This window comes from Embleya sp. NPDC025285, assembly GCF_055558835.1.
The window spans coordinates 79,347-104,972 of the sequence record NZ_JBVHLU010000016.1 but is presented as its reverse complement, the minus strand read 5'-3'; the positions used below and the strand labels follow the sequence as shown (position 1 = coordinate 104,972).

The window sequence follows — 25,626 nt, the reverse complement described above, 5'->3', positions numbered from 1 at the left end:
TGATGCGGGCCGACGGTCGAGACGGCGAGCCTCCCCGCGAGATCGTGCGCGTCGCGTGCAAGGATCCGGGACGGCTGTCCCCCTTCCTCCCAAGCCGAGTTGCATCGTTGACGGCTCCCGGCCACCGCGCTGGACCACGGCCCCACCCGGGCCACTTCCCGCCACCCACCTTGACGTTGACCCTCGGCGTCGTCACCGGCGATCCGAACGGCGTCGTCGTCACGGATCGCGGCGTGCGGCACGCCCTCTTGCCGGAGCACCCGACGCTCGTCGAGTTCGGAACGAACCTGGGTGTGTATCCGGCCCATCCGGCACCGCCCGGCACCGCCCGGCACGATGCTCGCGCCCGAGAGCTACCGAGAGGCGATGTCGAACCGGTGGATGCACGTGGTCGCCGCGTTCGGTACCCGAGCCTCGCTACGCCGGCCGTGCGGCCGCGACACCCCGAGGCACACCGGCCCTCGTGGCACGGACGGCGCGTGGCGGCTGCCGCCTCCGGCCGGGCCCTGCCCCTGCCGGAGGAGTCGACTCTCCAACGTGCCCGCACGACAACGGTCAGGAGCGTTTGACGGCCACTCCGGCGTACATGGCGATGTCCTCGTCGCGTACAGGTGGGGCGTCCGGGTCGGGGCGCCAGTGGTGCACCAGGGTGACGCCGGGGTCGAGGAGGTCGTAGCCGTCGAAGAAGGCGAGGGTTTCCGCCTTGTCCCGGACCTGGAGGGGGATGCCCCGCGCGTTGTACTCGCGTTCGACGCCGCCGACGCCCACCGGGTCGGTGTCGCCGGTGAACACCGTGAGAGCCAGGAAGCTGCCCGGCACCAGTTCGTCCATGAGCCGCCGCACGAGTCCTCGCGGGTCGTCCTCGTCGAGGACGAAGTGCACTATCGCGATCAGGGACAGGGCCACCGGCTTCGTCAGGTCCAGCACCTCGCGCAGTTGCGGGGCGCCGATGATCGAGTCGACGTCGCGCAGATCGGCGTCGACGTAGCAGGTCCTGCCCTGCACGGTGCTCGACATCAGGGCCCGCGCGTGGGTCAGCACGATCGGGTCGTTGTCGACGTACGCGACCCGCGCCTCGGGAGCGATGCCCTGCGCGATCTCGTGCACGTTCGGCGACGTGGGGATGCCCGTGCCGATGTCCAGGAACTGGCGGACCCCGTACTCCTCGGTGAGCCGCCGCACCGCGCGCTGCATGAACGTACGGGTGGTGCGCATCGAGATCGGCAGCGCCGGCCACGCCTGCACCGACGCCTTGGCGGCGACCCGGTCCGCCTCGAAGTTGGTCTTGCCGCCGATGAGGTAGTCGTAGACCCGGGCCGAATGCGGGACGTCCAGCCGTAAATCGACCACCGGCCACTCGTCGTCCTGCGGTTCCTGGGACATCCACTCCGCGTCCGACATTCCTCGCCTCTTTCGTCCGTCTTCGGGCCGACCTCGGGACCGGCCCCAACTGCCCCCCAGGCAAGCCCTGTTGTGCATGCTAACGGCGCCTCCGCAGCCCCGACGCGGGGCTCCCCTCGGCACGCGGAGCACACACATACGTACCGGGTCGATTAAGGATTGGGCCTCGACGGGGGAGGTGCGGAAGCCGCACGGGCCGTCGCGAAGACTTCGGGAAGAGTGCCGGCGACCCGCCCGGCAGCGGAACCGCACCCGACCGGCCCGTCAACCGCCGGCCCGCCCCCGCCACCGGAGGCCGCATCGACGACACCTGGCCCGACCCCACGCGCTGCCCGGGCGACCGACAGGTCCGCAGGTCCGCAGGTCCGATGTCCGCACGTCCGAATGTGACAGTTGCCCGTCATTGCGGTCATCGGTCGTCCCCGTGAGGATGGGGTCATGCCCCTCACACACCGTGTCGTCATCGCGGTCTTCCCCGATGTCGATCTCCTCGACGTCACCGGACCGGCCGAGGTCTTCGCGCTGGCCAACGAGGAGACCGAGAGCGGCGATCACTACCGGGTCCGCCTCGCCGGGCCGGCCGCCGGCCCGGTGCGGACGTCGGCGGGTGTGCGGCTGCTGGCCGATCTGGCCTTCGACGAGGTCGGTGAGGACGTGGACACCCTGCTGGTGCCCGGTGCGGTCGACGTGACCGCCGACGGCCCCGTGGCCCGGATCGACCCCGATGTCGTGGCCTGGGTGAAGGAGACCGCCCCGCATGCCCTGCGGGTGGCGTCGGTGTGCGTGGGCGCGCATGTGTTGGCGGCGGCCGGATTGCTGGACGGGAGGACGGCGACCACACACTGGTCGACCGCCGCACAGCTCGCCGCCGACCATCCGGCGGTCGTGGTGGATCCGGATCCGATCTTCGTACGCGACGACTGCGGCCGATTGTGGACGGGCGCCGGGATCAGCGCCTGTCTGGACCTCGCGCTCGCCCTGGTGACGGAGGACCTGGGCGAGGAGGTCGCGCTGGCGGTGGCACGGCAGTTGGTGATGTACCTCAAGCGGCAGGGCGGGCAGAGCCAGTTCTCCGTACCGCTCAGCCGGCCCGCCTCCGCCCGCCGGGACATCGACGAGCTGCGGTTGTGGATCGCCGAGCACCTCGACGAGGACCTGTCCGTACAGGTCCTCGCGGACCGGATGTGTCTGAGCGAGCGGCACTTCGCCCGCGTCTTCAGGAAGGAGACCGGCGCCGGCCCCGCCGCTTACGTCGAAGCCGCCCGGATCGAGGTGGCCCGACGCCTGCTGGAGACCACGGACGACCCGCTCGACCGGGTCGCCGCCGCGTCCGGACTCGGCTCGGCGGAGACCCTGCACCGGGCGGTCAAACGGCAACTCGCCACCACCCCCGCCGCCTACCGCCGACGCTTCCGCACCCGGACCTCCTGACGGCCCCAGCGCCCGAAGCGCCCGGCCGCGGGACGACAGGACGACCCGACGGCCGGACCACCGGACCCCCCTCGAACAACCATCCATCCACCCCCGTCCGCCCGGCATGCCGCCAAGGCGGACAACTTCGCCATGCCCGATTCCCCATGAAAGGTCGCTCGATGAGCACGAACCAGCCCTCCACGCAGCAGCCCTCCACGACCCTGCGCGACGTCATCGGTCTGGACAACCGGCCGCCCAACCTGAGCGATTCCATCCTCATCCTGGTCGACTTCCAGAACACCTACCGCACCGGTGTGATGGCCCTGGACGGTGCCGAGGAGGCCCTCGCCGCCGGCGCCCGCCTGCTGGAGCGCGCCCGCGCCGCCGGCACCCCGGTCGTCCACGTCCTCAACGACGGCGGCGAGAACACTCCGTACGACATCCGCGCCCACATCGGCGCCATCAGCGACGAGGTCGCGCCGGCGAACGGCGAGGCGGTCGTGGTCAAGGAGTTCCCCAACTCCTTCCACCTCACCGCGCTGGAGAAGACCCTGACCGACCTGGGCGCCGCGCCGGGCGGCGGCAAGGACCTGGTCATCGCCGGCTTCATGACCCACATGTGCGTGAACTACACCGCCGAGGGCGCCTTCAACCTCGGCTACCGCCCCACCGTCGTCGCCGAGGCCACGGCCACCCGTGCGCTCACCACCCCGGACGGCACGATCCTGCCCGCGGCCGCCCTCCAGACCGCCGCCCTGACCACCATCACCGACCTGTTCGGCACCGTCGTCCCCACCGTCGACACCCTCCCCGCCTGATCCGGCCCACCCCCCGTCGGCCCCGCCCCACGTCGGGGCCGACACCCGGCCGTCCCGGTCGGAGTCGGCGCCAAGGGCCAGCCGGCGAACGGCTCCCGGACAGACCCGGCCGAACACCGGGGCAACGCGGTCGAGTCAGGCAAGCCCGCGTCCGGACGGGTCGCTTTCGACACGTCCGACGCCGGTCGTACGCGCACCGTGACCCGTGTCGGGAAGGCGCGTCGGAGCCGCGCTCGTCGCCTGCGCCTTCGTGTTCGCAGCGGCGCCGAATCCGTGCCTCGTCACGGCAAGGCGGGCGTCGGTACTCGGGTCGGACGTGGCCGAGGAAAGCTGTCTCCCGCGTGGCAGTTGCGGCAGCACCGGCGCCGGATCGAGTGTGTCACGCCGGCGAGGAAGTGCCCGGTCGACACGCTCCACAGTCACCGATTCCGCGTCGCTCCGCGCCACCGCCGGCGATGTGCGGTCCAGTCTCGCGACGGTACCCCGGGCCCGATGCGCCACCTCCGCACCGACCGTCCGCGCCGACAACCGCACCTGTTCCCGCAACGGTGCGGCGGTTGCCGGATCCGACCGTTCGCGCAGTTCGACGGCGGCGGCACGCAGTCCGGGTGCGCCCGCGAGGAGCGTGTCCACATTCGACCCGGGCTGCGCACGGGCGATGGATCGGACCTGCCAACCGGCGGCCTCACCCTGCATCATGAGCGTCATCAGCGCGTCCGGATATGCCTCGTGCTTGGTGCCCGCGGAATACGATCGAAACCCGTGGTTGCGGAACCGATCATTGAGTGCCCAAGACATCTCCGGCGAGATGTGGGCGTCCTGGCTTTGTGCCCCGGCGACCGCAGGCGACATCGCCCGGCCCCTCCCACCCGTCGCCCATCGGCCCTGTGGCGTGTCCAAGCCGACCGGGCCGCGGAGAGAAGAGAACAGCGGGGCTTGCCAGTGCAGCCTGCCGGACTGCTCGCGGTCGCCCGGTCCGATGTTCGGGAGCGCGTATCGGCCCCGCCTCATGGCATCCATCTCCCGGATGTGCCCGAGTTCGTGGAGGATGGCGGGGATCGTGCCCCATCGGGAGATGTCCGGTATATGGGATTCGAATTCCCGCGCCACCCCCGTCAACAGGTTGGCTCGGCCCTCTGGCCCGAAGTAGCCCGATGACCCAACCAACGCCCCGTGCAGATCGGTGAATCGGAAGCGGTAGTCACTCCCATAGTAGAAATCACTGAACTTGAAATCCCCTCCGCCCTGCTCCGTGGCAAATATGACAGCCGGGGGAAATTCCTCACCGTTCGGGCCCAGTTCCCTCATTCCTATGAAGGCGAGCGCCTCGCTGTCCGGATACATCCGGGCCCAGTGAATCGCTGCGATCGCGGTTTCCTTGGCCGTCATCGGGTCGTAGTGCGTGTAGTCGACGCGCACATCGCGCCCCGAGGCGTCCTTGATGCCCACCTGCGTCAGCCGCGCCGACTCGCGCACATCGCCCGCCACTACGACGGCCTCGAACAGGGGATCCCCGGGCGCGATCCCGACCGGCCTGGGCCCCGCGCGTAGCCAATCGACCAAAGAAGGCATGCAGGCATCCTACGATCGAGCGATTGCGACCTGCCCCGCTCCCCGCGCATGCGCAGGCAGCGGTCGACGCGGTCGTGCCGGCTCCACGGCGGCTAGCCCGGCGGGCGGGCCGGCCCGCAGGCCCGCCCGTCGGGCTCACGCGCGCTCAATCGGTCAACGGATGGTGGTCCAGGTCGTACCCGAAATAGCGCGGGCCGGTCAGGGCCAGGCCCGCCGGGGTCAGCCAGCGCGGGTCGCACGGGGCGGCCAGCACCGTGACGCGCAGTCCGTAGCGCAACGATTCGGTGGTCACCGGTTCTCCCGTCTCGGTGTCCAGGACGCAGATCAGGTCCGGGGTGGTGGCGACCACCCGGCCGTCGCGGCGCGCGAGCAGGTGTTCGTTCTGGAAGTCCAGTTCCAGTACCGAGCCGGCTCCCTCCAGGCGCGCCCGACCGCGTGCGAACCCGCCCTCGGTGCGGCGTTCGACATCGACCACCTTTCCGGCCGAAAGGTGTACGCCGCCCAGAAGTTCGCGGGCGGCCTCGACCGGATCCCGGTGTTCGGCGCGCGCCCGGCGGACCTCGCGGCCCAGGTTCTCGGCCAGGGTCAGCGTCGCCGGGACCAGGCCGTCGCGCAGTTGGTCGCCGCGCAGGACGGTGTCCGCGCACGAGATCTGGCAACCGCGCTCGACGCACACGGCTCGGGCGATCCGCTCGGCCTCGGTGTTGTCCACCGCCTGGACGACGACCGTATTGCCCTTGTCGTCGGCCAGCGCCATCGGTGAATTGGGCACCCCGATCAGGCCGGGCAACACCATCTGCGCCTCCGGGAAGGCCCGTCCCATCGCGTCGCCGTCCACGATCGGCAGCCCGGTGTGTGCCGCGGCGGCCAACGGGATCATCGAGTTCACGCCACCGATCTCGATCGGCACCAGGTGGGTGGCCCGACGGCCCAACACCGCCTCCAACGCGCGCAGCGCGTTGATCTCCTCGCGGCCGGAAGGGAGTTTCTCCAACAACACCGTCGGCGCGCCCATCGACGAGATCGGCACGACGGTCGCGTCCGCCGGCACCTCGTCGATGTCGAGCACGGTCACCGGGCCGTATCGCCGCACCGCCTCGCGAGCCAACAGCATGCCCACGTACGGGTCCCCGCCGCCGCCCGTACCAAGAATGCCCGCGCCACGCGCAATATCCGCCAACTGCTCGATGCCGATCTCACGCATGCGTACGAACTCCGTTCTGCGCGTCGTGGTCCTGCGCGTCGTGGTCCTGCGCGTCGTCGTCCTGCGCGTCGTCGTCCTGCGCGCCGTCGTTCGACGCACCGTGCTTCTCGGCGCCCTCGTTCGACGCACCGTGCTTCTCGGCGCCCTCGTTCGACGCACCATCGTTCCGCGCGCCGGCAGCCGACGCGCCATGCTTCTCCGCGCCGTCCTGCGACGCACCGTGCTTCTCGGCACCGGCGTCCGACGTGCCATGCTTCTCCACGCCCACGTTCGACGCGCCCACGTTCGACACGCCATCGCCCAGCGCGCCATCGCCCACCGCACCGCCGTCCCCCGCACCCGACACGCGGTACGCCGAGACCGGCCGCCCAAGGTCGAGATCCCCCACCGCCTTCACCCGAATGCGCGTCGCCCCGCCCGGCAGATAGGCCAACGGCACCTCCTCGACGTCGACGACGCGTACCGTCCCCGGCCGCGCGCCGGACTCCTCGGCCCGGCGCACCGCCTCCTCCCGGGCCGTCGCCAGCACCTGGTCACGCTTGCCCTCCGGGACCCGGAAGACCCGGTCGACCTCGCCGCCGACCTGCGCGATGGCCGCGCCGACCGCGTTGGCCACATCGAAGTGGGCCGGTCGCCGCACGTCCGGGAAGCCGGGCAGACCGCCCGGGACCAGCACGCTGCCGCCGCCGACCGCGACCACGGGCAGCGGCGCGGCGGAGGTGCGCATGCGGTCCACCGTCTCGGCCAGCCGTTCGGCGATCCGGGCGAGCGCGCGCTCGGCGAACGCGCGCTCCACACCGGCCACCGCGCTCGCGTCGCCGATGTCGGCGGCACCGGCGGCCACGGCCAGGTCGGTGGCGGTCAACGTGTCGCCGCCGAACACCAGGGCCTCGTCGGTCAACCGGTAGCCCACGCTGCGCGGCCCGACCTCGCCGTCGGCGGCGACCAGCGAGCCACCGCCGATGCCGAGCGAAAGCACGTCCGGGATGCGGAAGTTGGTCCGCACCCCGGCCGCCTCGGATTCGCCCGCCGCCTCCCGCGGGAAGCCGCCGACCAGGATGCCCACGTCGGCCGTGGTCCCACCCACGTCCACGACCGCACAGTCGGTGAGTCCGGACAGGAACGCCGCGCCGCGCATCGAGTTGGTCGGCCCGGAGGCGAAGGTGGCGACCGGATAGCGCCGCGCGTGTGCGACGTCCATCAGCGTGCCGTCGTTTTGCGATATGAAGAAGGGCGCGCCGATCCCGGCCCCGACCAGCGCCGCGCCGAACGCGTCCACGATGTGTTCGGCCAGATCCCGCAGCGAGGCGTTGACGATCGTCGCGTTCTCGCGCGCCAACAGGCCGACTCGGCCGATCTCGTGCGAGAGGGACACGTGTACGTCGCCGAGTTCGCCGGTGAGGATCTCCGCCGCCCGGACCTCGTCCTCGGCCGCCGCCGGCGAGAACACCGAGCTGATCGCGATCGTGGTCAGCCCCCGGGCGCGGATGTCCGCCGCGACCCGGCGCAACTCGTCGGGATCCAGCGGCGAGATCATCCGACCGTCGAACTCGCGCCCGCCGTGGCACAGGTACGTGCCGCCGCCGACCACCTCGCGCAGCCGTTCGGGCCAGTCGACCATCGGCGGCAGCGCCTCGGTGGCGGGCAGGCCGAGCCGGACGGCCGCGACCCGCGCCAGCCGTTCGCCCTCGATCAGCGCGTTCAGGAAATGCGTGGTGCCGATCATCACCGCGTCCACCGCGGCCGGATCGGTGGGCCGCCCGTCGGCGCCGGGCGCGGCCAGCAGTGCGGCGACGGCCGCGGCCACCCCCGACGTGACGTCGGCGGTGGTGGGTGACTTGGTGCCGGCGACGACATGGTTGTCGTCGCTCAGCAGGGCGGCGTCGGTGTTGGTGCCCCCGACGTCGATTCCGATGCGCATGTGGTGGTTCCTCTTGCCGAAACGGGCGGTGTGGGGGTGTTCAGGCCGGAGTTGCGGCGGCTTCGCCGGCGGCCGCGATCTCGCGGGCCGCGGCCGGGTGGGCCGGTTGCTCGACCGGCAGTTCGCGGTGCGGCTGCACCAGGTTCAGCCGACCGGCCACGATGTATCCGAGCCCGGCGGCCAGCAGCGAGTTCAGCGCCGGCACTCCCGCCCACTGGTAGTGCTCGCACAACCAACCGAACACCGAGGCGGCGGTCCACAAGACGATCGTGGCGGGCACCCACGAGGGTTCGGTCTCCGGGAGTCGGCCGATCGCGCGGGAGGCGTCCAGTTGCGCACGCCAGCGCTTGGTGACGAAGTACTCGGCGACCATGATTCCGGCGATCGGCGGGGTCACCACGCCGAGCACGGTCAGGAAGTCGGTGAACCGGTCCAGGATGCCGGCGGCGGCCGCGAGGCTGCCGAGGACGCCGATGGCGATCGTCACGACGGTGCGGTTCAGGCGTATCCCGATCGTCGACTCGACGGCGCTGATCAGGCCCAGGGCGGCGGAGTACAGGTTCCAGTTGTTGATCTTCACGGTGGCCGACACCAGGATCAGCACGCCCGCGACGCCGGAGGAGGCGGTGATGATGGCGATCACGTCGGAAGACTTGACCGCGTACGCCAGCAGCACACCGGCGAGGCCCAGCACGTACTCGCCCAGCGAGATGCCGACCAGGGTCTGCTTGACGACGTCTGCGGTGGAGCGGTTGAACCGGGTCATGTCCGGTGTGGTGACCGCACCGATGATGTACGAGCCGGCCACGATCGTCGCGCCGGTCGCGATCGATATGTGCTCGCCGAACGGCGGGGAGGCGACCAGATCGCCCATGCTGTGCCGGGAGATCTCCACGGTCATCGCCCAGCCCGCCAGGCCCAGGAACGCCGGCACGGTGACGAAGGCCGTCCAGCCCATCGCGCGGAACCCGCGCAGCACCAGGATCGTGACACCCAGACCGGTGATCAGGCACCAGCCCCACAACGGCACGCCCGGGACCAGCGAGTGCAGCCCTGCGGCGAACACCGCGGTCTGCACGCCGAACCAGCCGAACAGGCTGACCGCGATCACCAGGCCGATCAGGATCGACCCGTATCGGCCGAACCCGGTCCAGCGGGCCAGCACCGAGGTGGTCAGGCCCTCGCGCATCCCGGCGATGCCGACGAAGATGCACACCACCTCCAGGATCACCGAGCCGAGCGTGAAGGCCCAGAACGCGCCCCAGAAGCTCAGCCCGGCGCCCAGCGTCGCGCCGAGCAGGAACTGGGTCAGGTCGGAGAGTTGGCCGAAGCGCTGGATCGCGACGTTGAACCACGAGTAGCGCGCGGACTGCGGCACACGCTCGAGCGGGTAGTCCTCGTCCGGGCCCGACGCGTCGGGCGCACCCGCGTCGACGGCCTTGGGCGAGGGTGTGCCCGCGTCGGTCGTTCTGCTGTCTGTGGTCATGCGTTTCCTCGGATTCCTGGGGACCGGCACGAATTCCTGGGACCGGAAGGGGACGTGTCGCCGGGCGGCGAGGTGCGGTGCCGGGCGTCGTGGAGCTCGGCGGGGGTTGGAAGACCCGCCCTGGGCTGGGCGGGTGTGCGTGGTGTCGTGCCGCGGCTCACCGGGACGGGTGGTGCTCCGCGCGTATGTTGAGCGGGCCGCTCACAGCGGCGCGGGAGGTCCCACCGCTCGGGCCCGCAGGCTGAACGCGGGACCGGGAAGGTAGGGCACGGGGACCCGTTCGACCGGGAGTACGACGACCCGGCGCGGATCGGCGCCCGCCCGCACGGCACTGCGGCGCGCGCCTTCGCGGACGTCTTCCACCGCGTCCGCCTCGGCCGCCTCCCCGGCTCGCACCAGTTGCTCGTAGGCGCCGCCGACCGGGCTGAGTGCGGCCCCGAACGCCCCGGCCACCGGGCCGTGTTCGGGCCGTACGACGTGCGCGGCCGGGGCCGTCGCCGCGGCGGGCGCGGCCGAGCCGCCGCCGACCACGATCAGCGGCAGTCGGGCCGCGCCGGGCTGCATCCGGTCCACCGCCTCCTCGAACGCGTCGCGGTCTTCGGCCGGGACCCGGATCAGGTCGGGCATCGGGAAGCTCACCGGAACGCCGCCGATGACCTCCCCGGGCCTGCTCTCCTGCGGGAAGCCGCCGACCAGCAGGCCCACTCTGATCCGCCGCGCCCCGACGTCGGCGACCACCGCATCGGTCAGCCCGGTCAGCAGCCCGGCGCCGCGCAGCGTGCCGGCCGGTCCGCTGCCCAACGCCAGGCTCGGGTGCAGCCGCAGGTAGTCCAGCGCGGTCAGGGTGCCGTCGCCGCGGGTGACCAGGATCGGCGCGGACGCCAGACCCAGGGCGCCGAGCGAGGAGGTCAACGCGTCGGCGAGGGCCGCGGTGTGCCGTGACAGCGCGGCGTCCAGGACCGTGCTGTTCTCGCGCTCGATCAGGCCCAACCCGCCCAATCCCGCGGACAGGCCGACGAACACGTCGGGGCCCGCCTCACGGCGGATGATCTCGGCGGCCTCGTGTTCCTGGGTGTCGTCGATCGGCGAGAACACCCCGGAGACCGCGAACGCGTCGGCGCGGCCCGCGAGGCCGGCCGCGAACCGGGCCACCGCGTCCCGGTCGAGCAAGGTGGTGTCGGCGCGGGTCAGGCCGGCGCCGCCCTCGACCATCGCGCTGCCCGCGTGCACGGCCGCGCGCAGGTCGGCGGGCCAGTCGGCCAGCGGCGGCACCGCGTCCGAGACGGGCCCGCCGATGCGCAGGACGCCGACCCGGGTCAGCCCCTCGCGGCGGGTGACCGCGTGCGCGGCGCTGCGCAGCGCGATGGCCACGTGGGTCACCCTCGTCGGGCGCGGGGCGTCCCGCAGGAGCGCGGCCACGGCGATCCGGACGCTGTCCACCGCATGCTCCGCCGAGGGCACCTTGACCGTGATCGCCGGGGCGTCGCCGGCCGGCAGTGCCCCGTCGGTGTGGGTCGGGCCCACGTCCACACCGATCGTGCCAAGGGCGCTCATCGCACGCTCCCCTCGGGATCGGGCAGGTCCAGCCCGAAGGCCGCCGGGCCGCCGAGGCGCAGGCCGGCCTCGGTCAGCCAGGCGGGGGCGCAGTCCAACGCGAGGATCGACACGCGAAGCCCGTAGCGCAGCACCTCGACCTGCAGGGCCTCGCCCGTCCTGGTCTCCACCAGCGCGATGATGTCCGGCGTCACCACGACCGGCCGGCCGTTCTCCAGGACGGCCAGATATTCCGACTGCGCCTCGACCCGCAGCAGCCGGCCCTGGTCCCGGCCCAGGCCCTCGACCAGGATTCCGGTGGCCGCGTGCGAGACCCGCTCGATCGCGGCGATCTTGCCGGTGACCACTCGGCGGGTCGGCGGCGCGGGGTCGCCGGGTACGCCGGAGGCCAGGTCCGCGCCCACGGCCAGCGCCCGGCGGATCGAGCCCGGCACGGCGTGCCGGGCGGCTTGACCGGCCGTCAGGGGGTAGTCCGAGCAGGCGGCCTGACCGCCGAACGCGTCCAGCGCGGCCCGGACCACCCGCTCCAGCCAGGGGCCGTCGGCGTGGTCGACGACCACGGTGCGGCCCCGTTCGTCGGCGAGCACGGCGGGTGTGGCCCGGATCCCGGCGAGTTCGAGCACGTTCTGGTCCATCCGGGGAAAGGCCCGGCCCATGCTGTCCGCGTCCAGCAGCGGCAAGCCCAGGCGTGCGGCCCAGGCGACCGCTACGCAGCCGTTGGAGCCGCCGATCTCGCTCGACATGAGCGCGGCCGGCGGTCCGCCCCGGACCTTCTCGACCCGGTCCAACATCCGCCGTGCCTCGGCGACGCCGCCGACCCGCTCGGCCATCACCGGGGACGAGCCGACGGTGCCGACCGTCATCACCCTGGCGTCCTCGGGCAGGTCCCGCGGGTGCAGGATCCGGACCGGGCCGTGCTCGACGATCGCCTGCCGGGCGCCCGCGAGGGTGACCGACGTGGCCCCGCCGCCGCCCGAACCCAGGACGGCGCAGCCGCGCGCGAAGTCCGGAAGCAGTCCGGCGTCGAGTTCCATGGGTCAAAGGTACGAACGGACGGCATGTCGGATGTGTGCCACACGCACCCGATCGAGCGAAACATGTGCTGCCGGCACACTGGGCGCCGTGACCACACTCGCCGACCTGCTTTCCGGCCCCGACACCGACGGGATCGTCGTCGTGGCCGGACCGACCGACGCCGTCCCGCTGACCGACGTGCGGCTGGAGACGCGCGCGGATCGCCTGGCGCACGCGCCCGCCGGTTGCCTGGTCGTGCTGACCACACCGCTCAGCGGCTATCGGCTCGACGTGGCGGTGCGCGATCTCGCGGCGGCCGGCGCGGCGGGCCTGGTGCTGACCGCCATCACGCCCGACTCGCCCGTCCCGGCCACCGCCCGCGCGCTGGCCGACCGGGGCCGGGTCGCGATCCTGCACACCGACGGCGACCTGGCCGCGCTGGTGCTGGCGGTGGATCGAGTGGTCCGCGGTGGTGCGGCCGACGCCCTGGCCCGGGTGGACGCGGCGGCCCGGGAGTTGCCGTCCGTGGCGGGCGACCCGGAGCGGGTGGCCCGAGCCGCGTCCCGGGTTCTGGGGGTGCCGGTGGGTCTGCGTGCGCCGGAGCCGGGCGAGTTCGGCGCGTCGGCGCTCGGGCCCGACGGCGACGTCTGGCTCAGCGCACCGGACCGACCCGATGCGGCGGGCCGCGCCGTGCGTGCGGTGCTCGCCCTGGGCGCGCTGGCGGCGGCGGCCGGCCCGGCCGACGATGTCCCGGTGCGCTCGCGCGGCCAGCTCCTGGCCGAGTTGCTGGCCGTGCCCGAGGCCCAGGCACTGCGCCTGGGCAGCCGCGGCCGGGCCCTGGGGCTGCCGGTCGACAGTTGGCACCTGGCCCTGCGGGTGGAGCCGATCGCCCTGGCCGGCACCGACCGATACCGCCTCCTGGAGGCCGCCGGGCCGCTCGCGCTGCGCCTGTTGCGTTCGCTGGGCCCGGTCACCTGGAACGCCGCGCGCGTCGACGAGGCGCTGGTGCTGACTCGATCACAGCCCACCGACCCGGGCCGCGACGGCATGCGCGCGACGCTCGCCGACGCCGGCCGGCTCCTGGTGGTGCTGCGCGAGCGCAACCCGGGCGCGGACCTGCGCTGCGGGGTGGGCGCGGCCCATCGCGGCGTGCTGGGCCTGCGCAGGTCCGCCCGCGAGGCCCGTACCGCCCTGTTGCGCTCGGGCGGCGGCGGGTCCGGCCCGATCGCCGCGCACGACGCGGCGGGTCTGGACCGGATGTTGCTGGACTGGTACTCCTCCGAGGCGGCCCGCGAGGCGGTGCACGAACTCCTGGCCCCAGTGCTGGCGTTGGGCCCACAGCGCGCCGCGCCGCTGCTGCGTACGCTACAGGCCTACCTCGACCATCAGGGCTCGCCCGCCCGGGCCGCCGACGAACTGCACCTGCACCGCAACGCGGTCACCAAACGCGTCCGCAAGGTGGGCGAACTGATCGGCGCGGACCTGGAGGATCCCCAACAACGCCTCGCGGTACAACTGGCCTGCCGCGCCCACCTGATGTGAGTACGAACACCCGACGGACGAGGCGACCACACCCCGCCGACCCACCCGGTGCGTCGCGCGCCGTGCCGGATGGCGTCCCCGGCAACCCGGTGTCCGGGCGTCCCGGTGACCTTGTGCCGGATGCCGCCGTGTAGTGCGATGACTCCCATGACAAAGAGAAGCGTTGCCACGCTGATCGCCGCCCTCGTCGCGGGATGCCTTGTGACCGCGCCGAGTTCACCCGCGGAGGCCGCCGACGCCGGCGGTTCGCCGGCCGCCGCGGGCTCGCCGCCGAGGCTGGGCGTCGATCTGGACACGGTGACGATCCCCGAGTTACAGGCGCGCATGGCGCGCGGTTCGTTGACCTCGTCGGCACTGACCGGCGCCTATCTGTGGCGGATCGAGACCGTCGACCCGAAAATCCACGCGGTATTGCGCACCGATCCGACCGCCCTGCGCCAGGCGGCGGCCAGCGACGCCCGGCATCGACGCGGTGAGACCCGCGGCCCGCTCGACGGCATTCCCGTCCTGCTCAAGGACAACGTCAACACCCGTGACCTGCCCACGACGGGCGGGTCACTGGCACTGGCCGGGAGCCCGCCGGACGCCGACGCCGCCCTGGTCACCCGCCTGCGCGACGCGGGCGCGGTCATCCTGGGCAAGACGAACCTGTCCGAATGGGCCAACTTCCGTGCGGCCAAGCCCACTTCGGGCTGGTCGGCGGTGGGCGGTCAGACCAGGAATCCGTATGTGTTGGACCGCAACCCGTGTGGTTCATCGTCCGGTTCCGGAGCCGCGCTCGCCGCGTCCTTGGCGCAGGTGGCGATCGGGACCGAGACGGACGGCTCGATCGTGTGTCCGGCCGGGGCGAACGGTGTCGTCGGCCACAAGCCCAGCCTGGGACTGGTCAGCCAGGCCGGCGTGGTGCCCATCTCCGCCGAGCAGGACACCGCGGGACCGATGGCGCGCAACGTCACCGATGCCGCGCTCACCCTCGCCGTGATCAGCGGCGGCGCCCCGGAGCTCACCGCCTCCCTCGATGTCGCGCGGGCGTCGACACGCCCCGGCGCGCTGCGCGGCAAGCGCATCGGACTGTGGCGGCTGCCCTCGCTCGGGCCGGAGGTCGACGCCCTGATGACGCGTACGGCCGACAGCCTGCGCAAGGCGGGCGCCGAGGTCGTCGAGGTGCGACTCCCCTACCAGGAGCGACTCGCCGAACTGGAGTTTCCCGCACTGTTGAGCGAGTTCCACCGCGACATCGACGCCTACCTCGCCACCCGCCGGGGACCGCGCGACCTCGCCGAACTGATCGAGTTCAACCGCACCCACCCGGCGGAGCAGACCTGCTTCGCGGGTCAGGAGTTGTTCGAGCAGGCCCTGCTCGCGCCGCCCACCACCGACCCGCAATACCGGGCCGCACGCGCCGAGTTGAAGGATCTCTCGCGTAGGTCCATCGACGAGACCATGGCCGCCCATCGCCTGGACGCGATCGCCTCCCCGACGAACCCGCCCGCCTGGACGACCGACTGTGCGCGCGGCGACAACGACGTGATCCCGTCCTCCACCCCCGCGGCCGTGGCCGGGTACCCGTCGTTGTCGGTGCCGGCCGGCCTGGTGAACCGGTTGCCCGTGGGTCTGCTGCTGATGTCCGGCGACCACCGCGACGGCGAGCTGCTGTCCCTGGGGGCGGCGGTCGAACACCGACTCGACGCCTGGCGGGCGCCGCGCTACCTCCCGACCGTGGAACCCGGCACCTGACCGGCGGTCGCCCGCGGGAAGTCCGCCACCGCGAGGTGTTTCCCGAGCGGGCACACCTCCCGGTGGCGGGTCGCCGCGTCATCACGAAGTCCGTTCGTTCGCCGGGGCCGTCCCGAAGTCCGCGGGATCGGTGTCCGTGGGATTGGTGTCCGCGGGATCGGTATCCGCGGGCGCCGGGGCGGCGTGTGCTTCGGCGGGGTCGGGCAGGGGCTGTTCCGCCCAGATGATCTTGCCCTCTGGGATGTACCGCGTACCCCAGCGCGCGGCGATCTGGGCGACCAGGAACAGACCCCGGCCGCCCTCGTCCATGGTGGCCGCGTACCGCAGGTGAGGGGCGGTGCTGCTGCCGTCGGCCACCTCGCAGATCAGGCTCCGGTCGCGCAACAGCCGTACCCGGATCGGCTCGGACCCGTAGCGGATGGCGTTGGTGATCAGCTCGCTGAGGATCAACTCGGTGCCGAAGAGCTGATCGCCCAGCCCCCACTCCTCCAGTTTCGCGGAGACCACCTCGCGCATCCCGGCCACCGCGGCGGGATCCGACGGCACCTCCCATTCGGCCACCCGGGCGCCGTCCAGGGTGCGGGTGCGGGCGACGAGCAGGGCGATGTCGTCCTTGGGGTGTTCGGGGAGCAGCGCGTCCAGGACCGCCGCGCAGCTCTGCTCCGGGGTGCGGCCGGGGTGGGCCAGGGCCTGGCGCAGCAGCCCCATCCCGACGTCCAGGTCGCGGGTGCGGTCCTCGATCAACCCGTCCGTGTACAGGACGAGCGAACTGCCCTCGGCAACCTCCATCTCGATGGTCTCGAACGGCATGCCGCCCAGTCCCAGCGGCGGCCCGGCGGGCAGGTCGGGGAACTCCACGATGCCGTCCGGGTGCACCAGCGCGGGCAACGGATGCCCGGCCCGGGCCATCGCGCAGCGCCGCGACACCGGGTCGTAGATCGCGTACAGGCAGGTGGCGCCGATGATGCCGGCCCCGACGTCCGGGTCCGCCTCGTCCTGGTCGATCCGGCCGACCAGGTCGTCCAGGTGGCTGAGGAGTTCGTCGGGCGGCAGGTCGAGCGTGGAGAAGTTGTGCACCGCGGTACGCAGCCGGCCCATGGTGGCCGCGGCGTGCAGCCCGTGGCCGACGACGTCACCGACGACCAGGGCCACCCGGGCACCGGAGAGCGGGATCACGTCGAACCAGTCGCCGCTCACCCCGGACTGCGCGGGCAGATAGCGGTGGGCCACCTCCAGCGCGCTCTGCGCGGGCAGGGCACGCGGCAGCAGACTGCGTTGCAGCGCCGTCGCCAGAGTGTGTTCGCGGGCGTAGCGGCGTGCGTTGTCGATGCTGACCGCGGCGCGCGCGACCAGTTCCTCGGCGAGGAACAGGTCCTCCCGGTCGAACGGCTCGGGCTTTTCCCTCCGCCAGAAGTTGGCCACGCCCAGCACCGAGCCGCGCGCCTGGACCGGGACCGTGATCAGGGAGTGGATCCCGTATTCGACGATCGCTCCCGCGCGCTCCCGGTCCTGGGCGTGCCAGTCGTCCGCGGTCGCGAGATCGGCCACGATCTCCGACCGGCCGCTGTCGAGTCCGCGGGCCTGCGGGGTCGAGGGGACGAAGTCGATCAGGGTGCCGAGCGGGTACAGGGGGTGATCGTCGCGGATGCCGGCGACGGCGCTGCGGCGCATGTTGGCGCCGCTACCGGTCGGCTCCCCTCCGTCCAGGACCGGGGCGGCCAGGTCGACGGTGACGAAGTCGGCGAAACGCGGGACCGCGACGTCGGCGAGTTCCTCGGCGGTGCGCACCATGTTCAGGGTGGTGCCGATCGCCACCCCGGCGTCGTACAGCAGTTTCAGCCGCCTGCCCGCCACCTCGGCCCTGCCGGAGAGCGTCATCAACTCGGTCGTGTCGCGCAGGGTCGCGACCGTCCCGCGCGGACCGCCGTGACGATCCGTGGGCCGCTGGTTGACCGCCAGCAATCGATCCCCGGCGGGATGGACCTCGTCCGAGACCACACGACCGGAGATCAGCAGCGCGGCCGTGCCCGGTTCGAGGCCGGGCAGGTCGGCGATCCGCCGGCCCTCGGCGTCGGGCGGGAGGTCGAGCAGTCGTCTGGCCTCGTCGTTCGCCAGCACCAGCCGGGTGTCGGCGCCGACGATGAGCACGCCCTCGCGAACCGCGTGGAGTACCGAGTGGTGGTGTTCGTACATGCGGGTCATCTCGGCCGGGCCCAGGCCCCGTGTCTGGCGCCGCAGCCGCCGGGTCACCAGTGCGGTCCCGCCGGTGGCCAGGGCGAGCGCGGCGGCACCGGTGGCCAGGATGATCGGCAGTTGCCGGTCGACCACGCCGGTCACGTTCTTGACCCGCAGCCCGGCGATGACCACACCCTCGACCGTGCCGTCGGGGGCGGTGACCGGGACCACCGCCTGCACCTCGCGGCCGAGCGGGCCGTTCACGCTCTCCACGAGCATGTGCCCGGCCAGCGCGGGCTCGATGTTGGCGACGACGGGCAGACCGATCAGTTCCGGCCTGGGGTGCGTGTAGCGGATCCCCTGGGTGTCGGTCACCACGATGAAGTCCACACCGGCGGCCATCCGCCCCGCCTCGGTCAGCGGTTGCAGCACCGCGGACGGGTCGGGTGAACGCAACGCGGCGATCACCCCGGGCGAGTGGGCGAACGTCTGCGCGACGGCGACCGCCCGGTTGCGGGCCTCGCGGTCGCTGTCGTGTCGGGACTGCACCACCAGCGCGAGCACGGCGCCGGCGACGAGCAGAAACACCACGGCGACTTGCAGGACGAACACCTGCCCGGCAACGCTTCGCCGGCGCCTGCCGGACGGTGACTGAACCGATGCACCCCGAAATCGGCCGGAATCATCGGCCATGTCTACCGTTGTACCCACTGGGGCGTCTCGGGACCACTCGTGGGACCCATGGGACGAGACCACCACGCGCGGCGCGCCGCGAGGCGAACGCGCCCAGTCGGCGCCTCACGCGAAGATCGCGTGCACCTGGTCCACCGCCTCCGCGCCGTACGCCACCGCCCCCACCGGGACCGCGCCTTCGACGGCCTCGATCACCCTGGCGGCCCACACCGGCCCGAATCCTCCGCACAGCTCGATCAGTTGGGCACCTTCCGCGACCAGGCGCCGAGCCACCCGGATCGCCTGCTCGGGCCGGTCCACACCGACGAACACGGAACGGCAGTCGGGTGTCACGACGACGGTCTCGCGGTCGGGATCGGCGCCCGAAGCGGTGTAGATGAATCCCCATGCCGTCAGCGCCATGGCGGACGCCTCCTGTTCGACTCCTCGCTGTCGGCCCCCGGCGTCGTCGACCTATCGGATCCTCGACGCGGCGGGCCCGGTCGATCCCAGCACACCGCCTTCGACCGCCCGCCGTCCACGAGGCGCACCCGCACGGGCCTGAGGTCGCGCCTCACGCACCAGGTCGGCGGCGGTCGCGGCATACCGCGCCGCGTACGAATCGTCGGCGTTCCAGACCAGCGCGTGCCGGATGCGCGGCGCGTCCGTCGCGAACGGCAGCCACACCAGGCCGTCTGCGTCGTGCGCGTCCCACGCGGGCCGCAGTGCCACCATGTCGTCGCCGCCGGCCAGCTCGGCGGTGAACAACGCGCGCCGCGGTGGACCTTCGCGGATCACTCTCGGCTGCCACCCCGCACGCGTCCAGGCCGCACGCGTCGCGTCGTGGTAGCCGGGCGCCGACGACCGCGCGAACCACAACAGCGCGCTCCCGGACAGGTCGGCCCAGTCCACCGTGCTCCGCCGCGCGAGGCGATGCCCGCCGGCGACCAGGACTCCCAACTCCGCGTCGCCGACCTCCACGCACGCGAGGTCGTGCAGGTCCTCCGGCAGTACCACTACCCCCACGTCCAACGAGCCGGCGCGCAGCCGCACCAGTTGTTCGCCCGTCTGTCGGTCGGCGATCTCGGGCGCGGACTCCCCGGCCGCCCGCCACAACGCGGGCGCGACCCAGGGCGGCGCCCCCGGCGTGAGTGCGGCGCGCATCACGCGCCGCCCGTGTACCGACTCCTTCGCCCGCCGTGCCGCCTCCACCGCGGCCCGCGCGTCCGCCACCAGTCGGTCGGCCGCCTCGGTCGGCGTCATGCCGCCCGGGGTACGCACGAACAGCGGCGCCCCGAGCACGCGCTCGAGAGCGATGATCTGCTGGCTCAACGACGTCGGCCGGATGCCCAGCGCGTACGCGGCCCGGGTGAGGTGCCGCTCCTCGTGGACCGCGAGAAAGTACCGCAACTGACGCAACTCCATCCGGCGGATGTTATCCCCGCGCAGCCGGTCGCACCCGGGCCGCCCCGTCCGCGCCCCCGGGCCGTGCGCGGATCGCCCCCGATGGGTCGGCCCCCACGACCGGAAGCGCGTCGTGGGGGCCGATGTCGCACACGTGCGGACTTGTGGCTACTTGCGGGCGGGTGCGATCCAGACGACGGCGCCCTTGTCACCGGACAACGGGAGGACCGGGAACACGGTCACGCCGTATGCCTTCTCCCACCCGGGGTTGCCGGAGCCGAGCACCGAGGAGAAGAACGGCTTGCCGTAGTTGGCGAAGTCCGGCGAGCCGTCCGTCTTGGTGACCTTGGTCGAGTACGGAGCCCGCGCCGGAACCACGGTCGAACCGTTGCGGTCCTTGGGCGCGAAGCCGGTGCCGTTGGCCTCCGCGCCCGGCGCGTAGCCGAGCGTGTCGGAGAAGAACCGCACCGGTTCCGTCTTGGCGAATTGCGCGCAGTGGTCGCCGGCCGTGCGGCAGGCCCGGAATCCGGGCGTGTCCTTGAAACTGAACGCCGCGTTGGCCGACTGCACTCGGGGTTCCAGGTTGGCCGCCTGGTTCGACGGCGCGTCCGGGAAGCGGTAGGGCTCCGGGTGCGCGTCGACCAGGAGCAACTCGCCCTTGGCGCCCCACGACGGGGCCTTGTCGATGTTGAACAGCACGCCGTTGTTCTCGTACGAGCTGTCCCGCAGCCACACCAGCAGGCCCGGCGCGTTGTACGCGAGCTTCTCGCGCTTGCCGTTCTCACCGAACGTGTAGGTGTACTTCAGGCCCTGGTCGAAGCCGGACATGTTGCGCCACTCGAGCAGGTAGTACTGCTCGCGGCTGAACGTGCCGTCGGTGACGATCCAGCCCGCGCCCCTGGTGCCGCCGCCGGACGAACCACCTTGCGGAGTCCAGCCGTTGGCACCCTGCTCGACATCGTCGGACCACACGGTGGTGGTGCCGTTGGTGAGCGAGAAGTCGTCGGCGACCCAACCCTTCTCCTGCGTCGCCGCGTCCGTGTCGACGCCGATGCGCAGCTTGATGTTCCGCCCCGCGTACGGCGTCAGGTCCACCTGGTCGTGGCGCCAGCCGTGGCTGTCGCCGGTCAACCCGGTGCTCTTGCCGAAGGCTCGGAGGTTGCCGTTGGGGTCCGGGTAGTCCGGCGGGGTCGACACGAGCGTGCCGGCCTCGTCACGCACCTGGAGCTGCGTCCAGGTGGTGCCGCCGTCGGTGGACACCTCGACGAAGCCGAAGTCCCAGTCCTCCTCCAGGACATAGTCGGTCCACCAGCGGAACTTCACGTCGGAGCCCGCCGGGACCGCGACGTCGCGAACCAGCTTGACGTCCGCCCAGTCCTGGTCGTTGTTCGAGTACCACGCCTTCTGACCACTGTGCGGCGTGCTGAACCTGATCACCTTGTCCGGGAGATTGACCCGGACCGCCTGTTTGGTGCCCTTGGGTGTCTGGGCCGCCTGTCCGAGCGTGACCAGCGCGGGCTTGTCGCCCACCTTCAGGACCTCGGGTGTCAGCCAGCCCAGCGAGTACTTGGACCACGCGCTCATGTGCGCGGGCATCGACTGGAACAGCGGCCCGGAGTGCGATCCGTTGGCCATCAGGTCCCAGAAGTTGACGTCCGACTGACCACCGCTGAAGTTGTCGTACAGGTCCGGCAGACCGAGGTCGTGGCCGTACTCGTGGGCGAACACGCCCACGCCGGAGTCCTCCGGCTGCACGATGTAGTTGGCGACCTTCAGTTGCGTGCCCGGAACCGTGTATCCGCCCGCCACGGCGCTGGAGTGCGCCCAGATGGCGTACGTGCCCTCGGCGCCGCCGCCGGTGGACTTGTCCTTGCCCGAGTGCACGAGGACCAAGTGGTCGACCACGCCGTCCGGTTCGAGGAGGTTCCCGTCGCCGTCCGCGTCTCCGGTGTCCTCCTTGTCGTAGTCGGCCCACGGGAAGTTCGGCTGGCTGCGCGCGAGTTCGTCCACCGCGTCGATCGCCAACCGGTTCGCGCCCGCGGGGTTGTCCGGGTGCCCGCCCATGTCCTGCTCACGCTGCCCGCAGCGGCCGGCGCCGTACCACGCCTCGGAGTGCGCGACCTTGATCCACGGGGTGGCGGTACCGGACACGGTGTACTTGCCGCCCGACATCTCCTCGTACATGTTCTTCATCGTGTAGCCGGAGATGTCGATGCCGGGCTTGCCGTCGGGACCGGTCAGGTCCAACCGCATACGATCGGTGATGCCCTGCTTGGTGTAGAGCATCTTGTTGAAGTGCTCCGGGCTGAAGTCCTTGACCCACTGCGAGTTGTTGTCCCGCCCGGTGAGCGCCGGGTCGGGGATCTTGTTGTGCAGCGGCCCGTTCTTGATCGTGCCCGGAGGTTCGAGCACACAGGAGGGGTCGGTGACACTCGCCCGGCGGTTGAACCCGGAGAAGTCGTCGTTGGCGTTCTCGTTGAACTCGACGAGAACCGTCAGCAGCTTGGCATCCTGCTTCGAGCCCGGTGCCAAGCCGGCCTTCTCGGCTCTGAGTTGCTCCGGGCTCTTGCCCGTGCGCTGGGACTCGGCCTCCAGCAGGCGCAGTTGCGCTGCCGCGCGTGGGTTGCCCTCGCGCTCCTTGCGGCCGGGTCCTTCCTTGGCCTTGCGGGCCTTGTCGGCACCGCCCTGCTCGGCGTCGATCCCGCCGCCCTGGCCGTCCTCGGCCTCGACGGGATTGAAGTACTGGTCCTCGGGACCGGGATTCCACACAGCCTTGGTGTTGTCCACACGTGCGGCCGCCGCGGACGACGTGATGCCCGGCGCTGCGGTCAGTCCCGTGACCGCGAGGAGCGAGACGGACAATAACGTCACCGGGCCACGCAAACGCCGGATGGCTCGCGGTGGTGTGCCACCGCGTCCGGGTATCGCTCGACTCAAGATGGTCCCCCTTCCGCCCGGAAGGTGATCCCGGACGCGAAGCGACGCCGATCAGGGTGCTGTGGTGCCGTACGCGCCCACGACGTCGAGCTGATTCGGCAGAACCCGACGCCTGCCTCCCGTCGACCGTCGGGTCACGGCGGCGGCGGGAGTTGGGGCCGGGCGTCCCGGACACTAGAGGCGCTAGTGACGGCAGAGACAGGGGACACCAAGGTTTCTTTACGATCTCTTTACTAAACGCCCGGCGGGGCGGGTCGAGTAGGGATAGGGACTTGGCTTGATCGGTTCCGGTTGACCCCGACGGGCAGTCGACTTTCGTATCTCCCGCACCCATCCTTCGCACCCGAACACACATCTTTCGTAGGTCCCGCGCGGGCGGCCCGGCGGGCATCGTGGCTCGGGATGCCGACACCCGAAAACCCGCGCCCCATGGGATTCGAGCCCCGTCGAAGAAGCCCATTCCTCATCCCCCGGCTCGTCGCTTGAGGGCACCTTGGGTGCGTCGTCCGACATCGCGGCCGTGAGATCCGTACCCGTCCCGTGCGCCGCGTACGGGCGGTTCTCGATCCGGTCGTTCGGATGTTGTCGGGGTGCGTTGCCGGCGCGGGTGTAACGGCCCGCCGGGTTCATCGCGTTTTCCAAGCGAGGCCGCGTCGCGCAGGCGTCGCGCCTCCCGGGACAACCCGGCCCCACCCACAAACGCGCGCCCGCCGCCGAGCCAAGGGCTCTGCCGGCATGCCGTCACACTCCCCATGCACCTCATCCGGCGTCGGCGGCCGAGCCGCCATTTCGCCATGCCCCGGACCAGGCAACGCCGTTCCCGCGACCCGACCCGAGATTTACAGGTGAGCCCGAATGACCCCAGTCGCCGATACCGAGCCCGCGTCCACCGCGAGACCCGAAGGGAGCCGAAACCCGAGAGGAGCGCGCGGACCCGAAGGCGTGGCGCGGCACGAACCCGAGACGCCCGCCGCCGAGGCGCCCGGGATTCGGCCGCGCTGGAACCGCGCCCTCGCCCCGGTCACGGCGCTGGCGATCGGCGTCCTCGGCTATCACGCACGCTGGGTGTGCGACGACGCGCTGATCTTCACCCGCGTGGTCCGCGAGATCCTGGCCGGCAACGGTCCCGTCTCCAGCCCCGGCGAGCGCGCCGAGGCCTCGACGAGCACGTTGTGGCAGTGGCTGCTCGCGCTGTTCGGCTTCGTCCTGCGCCGCGGCGATACCACGGCCCTGTCGTGGATGCTCGGGCTGTTCCTGACCTGCGCCGCCGTGCTGTTCGCCGTGGACGGCGCGCGGCGGCTGCACACCGGGGCCGGCCGCGCCGAGAGCCTGCTGGTCCCGTTCGGGATCCTGGTCCCGCTCGGTCTGCGGCCGATGTGGGAGTACGCGACGTCCGGCCTGGAGACCGGTCTGAACATGTGCTGGACGGCCGGCTCGTGGTGGCTGCTGGTACGGCTGCGCGCCGGCGGATCCCGTCGCCGCGCGCTCGCCACGGCGGCAATCATCGGCCTCGGCCCACTGGTCCGCCCGGAGGCGGCGGCCGTCACCGTCGTGTTCCTGCTCGCGCTGTGGTTCATCCGACGACCCACGATCCGCGGGACGTTCGCCCTCGCGGGCGTCGCGGCCGCCCTACCGACGGCCTACCAGATCTTCCGGATGGGCTACTACGGCATCGTCTTCCCGATGCCGGCGCTCACCAAGGGCGCCGACGGGTCGTTGTGGGAGCGCGGCTGGGCATACGTCACCGACTTCACCGGTCCCTACCTGCTGTGGGCCCCGCTGTCGGCGATCGTGATCGGCGCCGGGTACGCGCTGCGCGGCCTCCACGAGCGACGCGGCGACACGATCGTCGTCCTGGCGCCACCGGCCGCCGCCGCGATCCTGTTCGGCTACGTGGTCAAGGTGGGCGGCGACTACATGCACGCGCGCATGCTCGTACCGATCCTGTTCCTGCTGCTCCTGCCGGTCGCCGTACTGCCGCTGTCCAGGGCCCTGGCGGCGCCCGCCCTCGCTCTGGCCGTATGGTCGCCGATCAGCGGGATCCTCCTGCGCTACAGCCCCTCGCCCACGTCGATGGTCGGCGACGAGCGCGCCTACTACGCGAGCTTCACCGGCTCGTCGCACCCCGCCTCGGCCCGCGACTTCCTGCGCACCCACCCGCTGACCAAGGCCGCCGTGGAGGCCGAACTCGCTTCCGGCCGACGGTCGTTGATCTACTACGGGCCGCGCCTGGAAGGCGACATCATCACGGTGCCGCTGCGCGAGGACATCCCGGCGCGGGTCGCGGTCATCGGTGTCTACCTCGGCACCGCCGGCGCCTTGTCACCCGCGGACGTGCGGCTGGTGGACTACTGGGGCCTGGTGAATCCGATCGGGGCGCGGTTCGAGCTTCCGGTGACCAAGCCCGGGCATTCGAAACCGCTGAGCAACGCGTGGCTCCTGGCGGCGTACGCGGACCCGGCGGCGCCGGTGAATCCCGCCGGCAACTTCGCCCGGCCGGAGCCGGTCACCTCCGCACAGGTCACGGCCGCGCGGCACGCACTGGGCTGCGGCGAACTCGCCGAACTCGCCGCGTCCACGCGCGCGCCGATGACCGCGGGCCGTTTCCTGGACAACCTGAAGGGCTCCTGGCGACGCACCCACCTCACCATCCCGGCCGATCCGTTCGAGGCCGAGAGGAAGTTCTGCGGGCGCAACACCCCCTGACCCGGTCCGGGCGATCCGCCGAGCGGAACCCGCTCGTTGCTCCAAGCCGAAGCCGACACGTCCGGGTCGG

General features: G+C 72.1%; 16 protein-coding genes. 5 read left to right on the top strand and 11 right to left on the bottom strand.

Annotated features, from left to right (window positions below; translation table 11 throughout):
* Positions 1-555: 555 nt before the first annotated feature.
* Entirely contained in the window at positions 556-1,401 is an 846-nt protein-coding gene (locus ACZ4FV_RS13465; protein WP_395860567.1) for an SAM-dependent methyltransferase, read from the bottom strand.
* 438 nt (positions 1,402-1,839) lie between these two features.
* On the opposite strand from ACZ4FV_RS13465, the gene ACZ4FV_RS13460 reads away from it, so the two are divergent.
* Positions 1,840-2,832: a GlxA family transcriptional regulator gene (locus ACZ4FV_RS13460; RefSeq protein ID WP_465322661.1), complete on the top strand. Its 993-nt coding sequence runs from the start codon at positions 1,840-1,842 to the stop codon at positions 2,830-2,832.
* A 161-nt stretch (positions 2,833-2,993) separates the two neighbouring features.
* Positions 2,994-3,632: an isochorismatase family protein gene (locus ACZ4FV_RS13455; protein ID WP_465322660.1), complete on the top strand. Its 639-nt coding sequence runs from the start codon at positions 2,994-2,996 to the stop codon at positions 3,630-3,632.
* A 135-nt stretch (positions 3,633-3,767) separates the two neighbouring features.
* Here the strand turns inward: ACZ4FV_RS13455 and ACZ4FV_RS13450 are convergent, their stop codons facing one another.
* From ACZ4FV_RS13450 to ACZ4FV_RS13425, 6 genes are all read right to left on the bottom strand, one after another.
* Positions 3,768-5,120, bottom strand: a complete 1,353-nt coding sequence (locus ACZ4FV_RS13450; protein ID WP_465322659.1) for a hypothetical protein — start codon at positions 5,118-5,120, stop codon at positions 3,768-3,770.
* Between the two features lie 229 nt (positions 5,121-5,349).
* The gene (locus ACZ4FV_RS13445) at positions 5,350-6,408 is read right to left on the bottom strand and encodes a DUF917 domain-containing protein (protein ID WP_395860575.1); all 1,059 of its coding nucleotides are present in this window, start codon (positions 6,406-6,408) and stop codon (positions 5,350-5,352) included.
* Entirely contained in the window at positions 6,401-8,329 is a 1,929-nt protein-coding gene (locus ACZ4FV_RS13440) for a hydantoinase/oxoprolinase N-terminal domain-containing protein (RefSeq protein ID WP_465322658.1), read from the bottom strand. Before ACZ4FV_RS13440 ends, ACZ4FV_RS13445 begins: the two co-directional genes overlap by 8 nt.
* 40 nt (positions 8,330-8,369) lie before the next feature.
* On the bottom strand, positions 8,370-9,815 hold the full coding sequence (locus ACZ4FV_RS13435; RefSeq protein ID WP_402233698.1) for a purine-cytosine permease family protein: 1,446 nt from the start codon (positions 9,813-9,815) through the stop codon (positions 8,370-8,372).
* 201 nt (positions 9,816-10,016) lie between these two features.
* Positions 10,017-11,369: a hydantoinase/oxoprolinase N-terminal domain-containing protein gene (locus ACZ4FV_RS13430; protein WP_395860581.1), complete on the bottom strand. Its 1,353-nt coding sequence runs from the start codon at positions 11,367-11,369 to the stop codon at positions 10,017-10,019.
* Positions 11,366-12,403 carry a DUF917 domain-containing protein gene (locus ACZ4FV_RS13425; RefSeq protein ID WP_395860583.1) on the bottom strand — a complete coding sequence of 346 codons (1,038 nt, stop codon included), beginning with the start codon at positions 12,401-12,403 and terminating at the stop codon, positions 11,366-11,368. Before ACZ4FV_RS13425 ends, ACZ4FV_RS13430 begins: the two co-directional genes overlap by 4 nt.
* An 88-nt stretch (positions 12,404-12,491) precedes the next feature.
* On the opposite strand from ACZ4FV_RS13425, the gene ACZ4FV_RS13420 reads away from it, so the two are divergent.
* Positions 12,492-13,925, top strand: coding sequence for a PucR family transcriptional regulator (locus ACZ4FV_RS13420; protein ID WP_402233702.1), 1,434 nt, complete (start codon positions 12,492-12,494; stop codon positions 13,923-13,925).
* A 147-nt stretch (positions 13,926-14,072) separates the two neighbouring features.
* The gene (locus ACZ4FV_RS13415) at positions 14,073-15,662 is read left to right on the top strand and encodes an amidase (RefSeq protein ID WP_402233704.1); all 1,590 of its coding nucleotides are present in this window, start codon (positions 14,073-14,075) and stop codon (positions 15,660-15,662) included.
* 81 nt (positions 15,663-15,743) lie between these two features.
* On the opposite strand, the gene ACZ4FV_RS13410 is transcribed toward ACZ4FV_RS13415, so the two are convergent.
* The 4 genes from ACZ4FV_RS13410 to ACZ4FV_RS13395 form a co-directional block, all read right to left on the bottom strand.
* The gene (locus ACZ4FV_RS13410) at positions 15,744-18,530 is read right to left on the bottom strand and encodes a SpoIIE family protein phosphatase (protein WP_465322657.1); all 2,787 of its coding nucleotides are present in this window, start codon (positions 18,528-18,530) and stop codon (positions 15,744-15,746) included.
* Positions 18,531-18,635: 105 nt separating this feature from the next.
* Positions 18,636-18,932, bottom strand: a complete 297-nt coding sequence (locus ACZ4FV_RS13405; protein ID WP_395860591.1) for a DUF6506 family protein — start codon at positions 18,930-18,932, stop codon at positions 18,636-18,638.
* A 51-nt stretch (positions 18,933-18,983) separates the two neighbouring features.
* Entirely contained in the window at positions 18,984-19,934 is a 951-nt protein-coding gene (locus tag ACZ4FV_RS13400; protein ID WP_402233707.1) for a LysR family transcriptional regulator, read from the bottom strand.
* Between the two features lie 147 nt (positions 19,935-20,081).
* Positions 20,082-22,784 (bottom strand): immune inhibitor A domain-containing protein, encoded by a 2,703-nt coding sequence (locus tag ACZ4FV_RS13395; RefSeq protein ID WP_395860595.1) that lies wholly within the window; start codon positions 22,782-22,784, stop codon positions 20,082-20,084.
* A 1,008-nt stretch (positions 22,785-23,792) separates the two neighbouring features.
* Between ACZ4FV_RS13395 and ACZ4FV_RS13390 the strand changes: the two genes are divergently transcribed.
* On the top strand, positions 23,793-25,556 hold the full coding sequence (locus tag ACZ4FV_RS13390; protein WP_402233711.1) for an arabinofuranosyltransferase AftB family protein: 1,764 nt from the start codon (positions 23,793-23,795) through the stop codon (positions 25,554-25,556).
* The last annotated feature ends 70 nt before the right edge of the window (positions 25,557-25,626 follow it).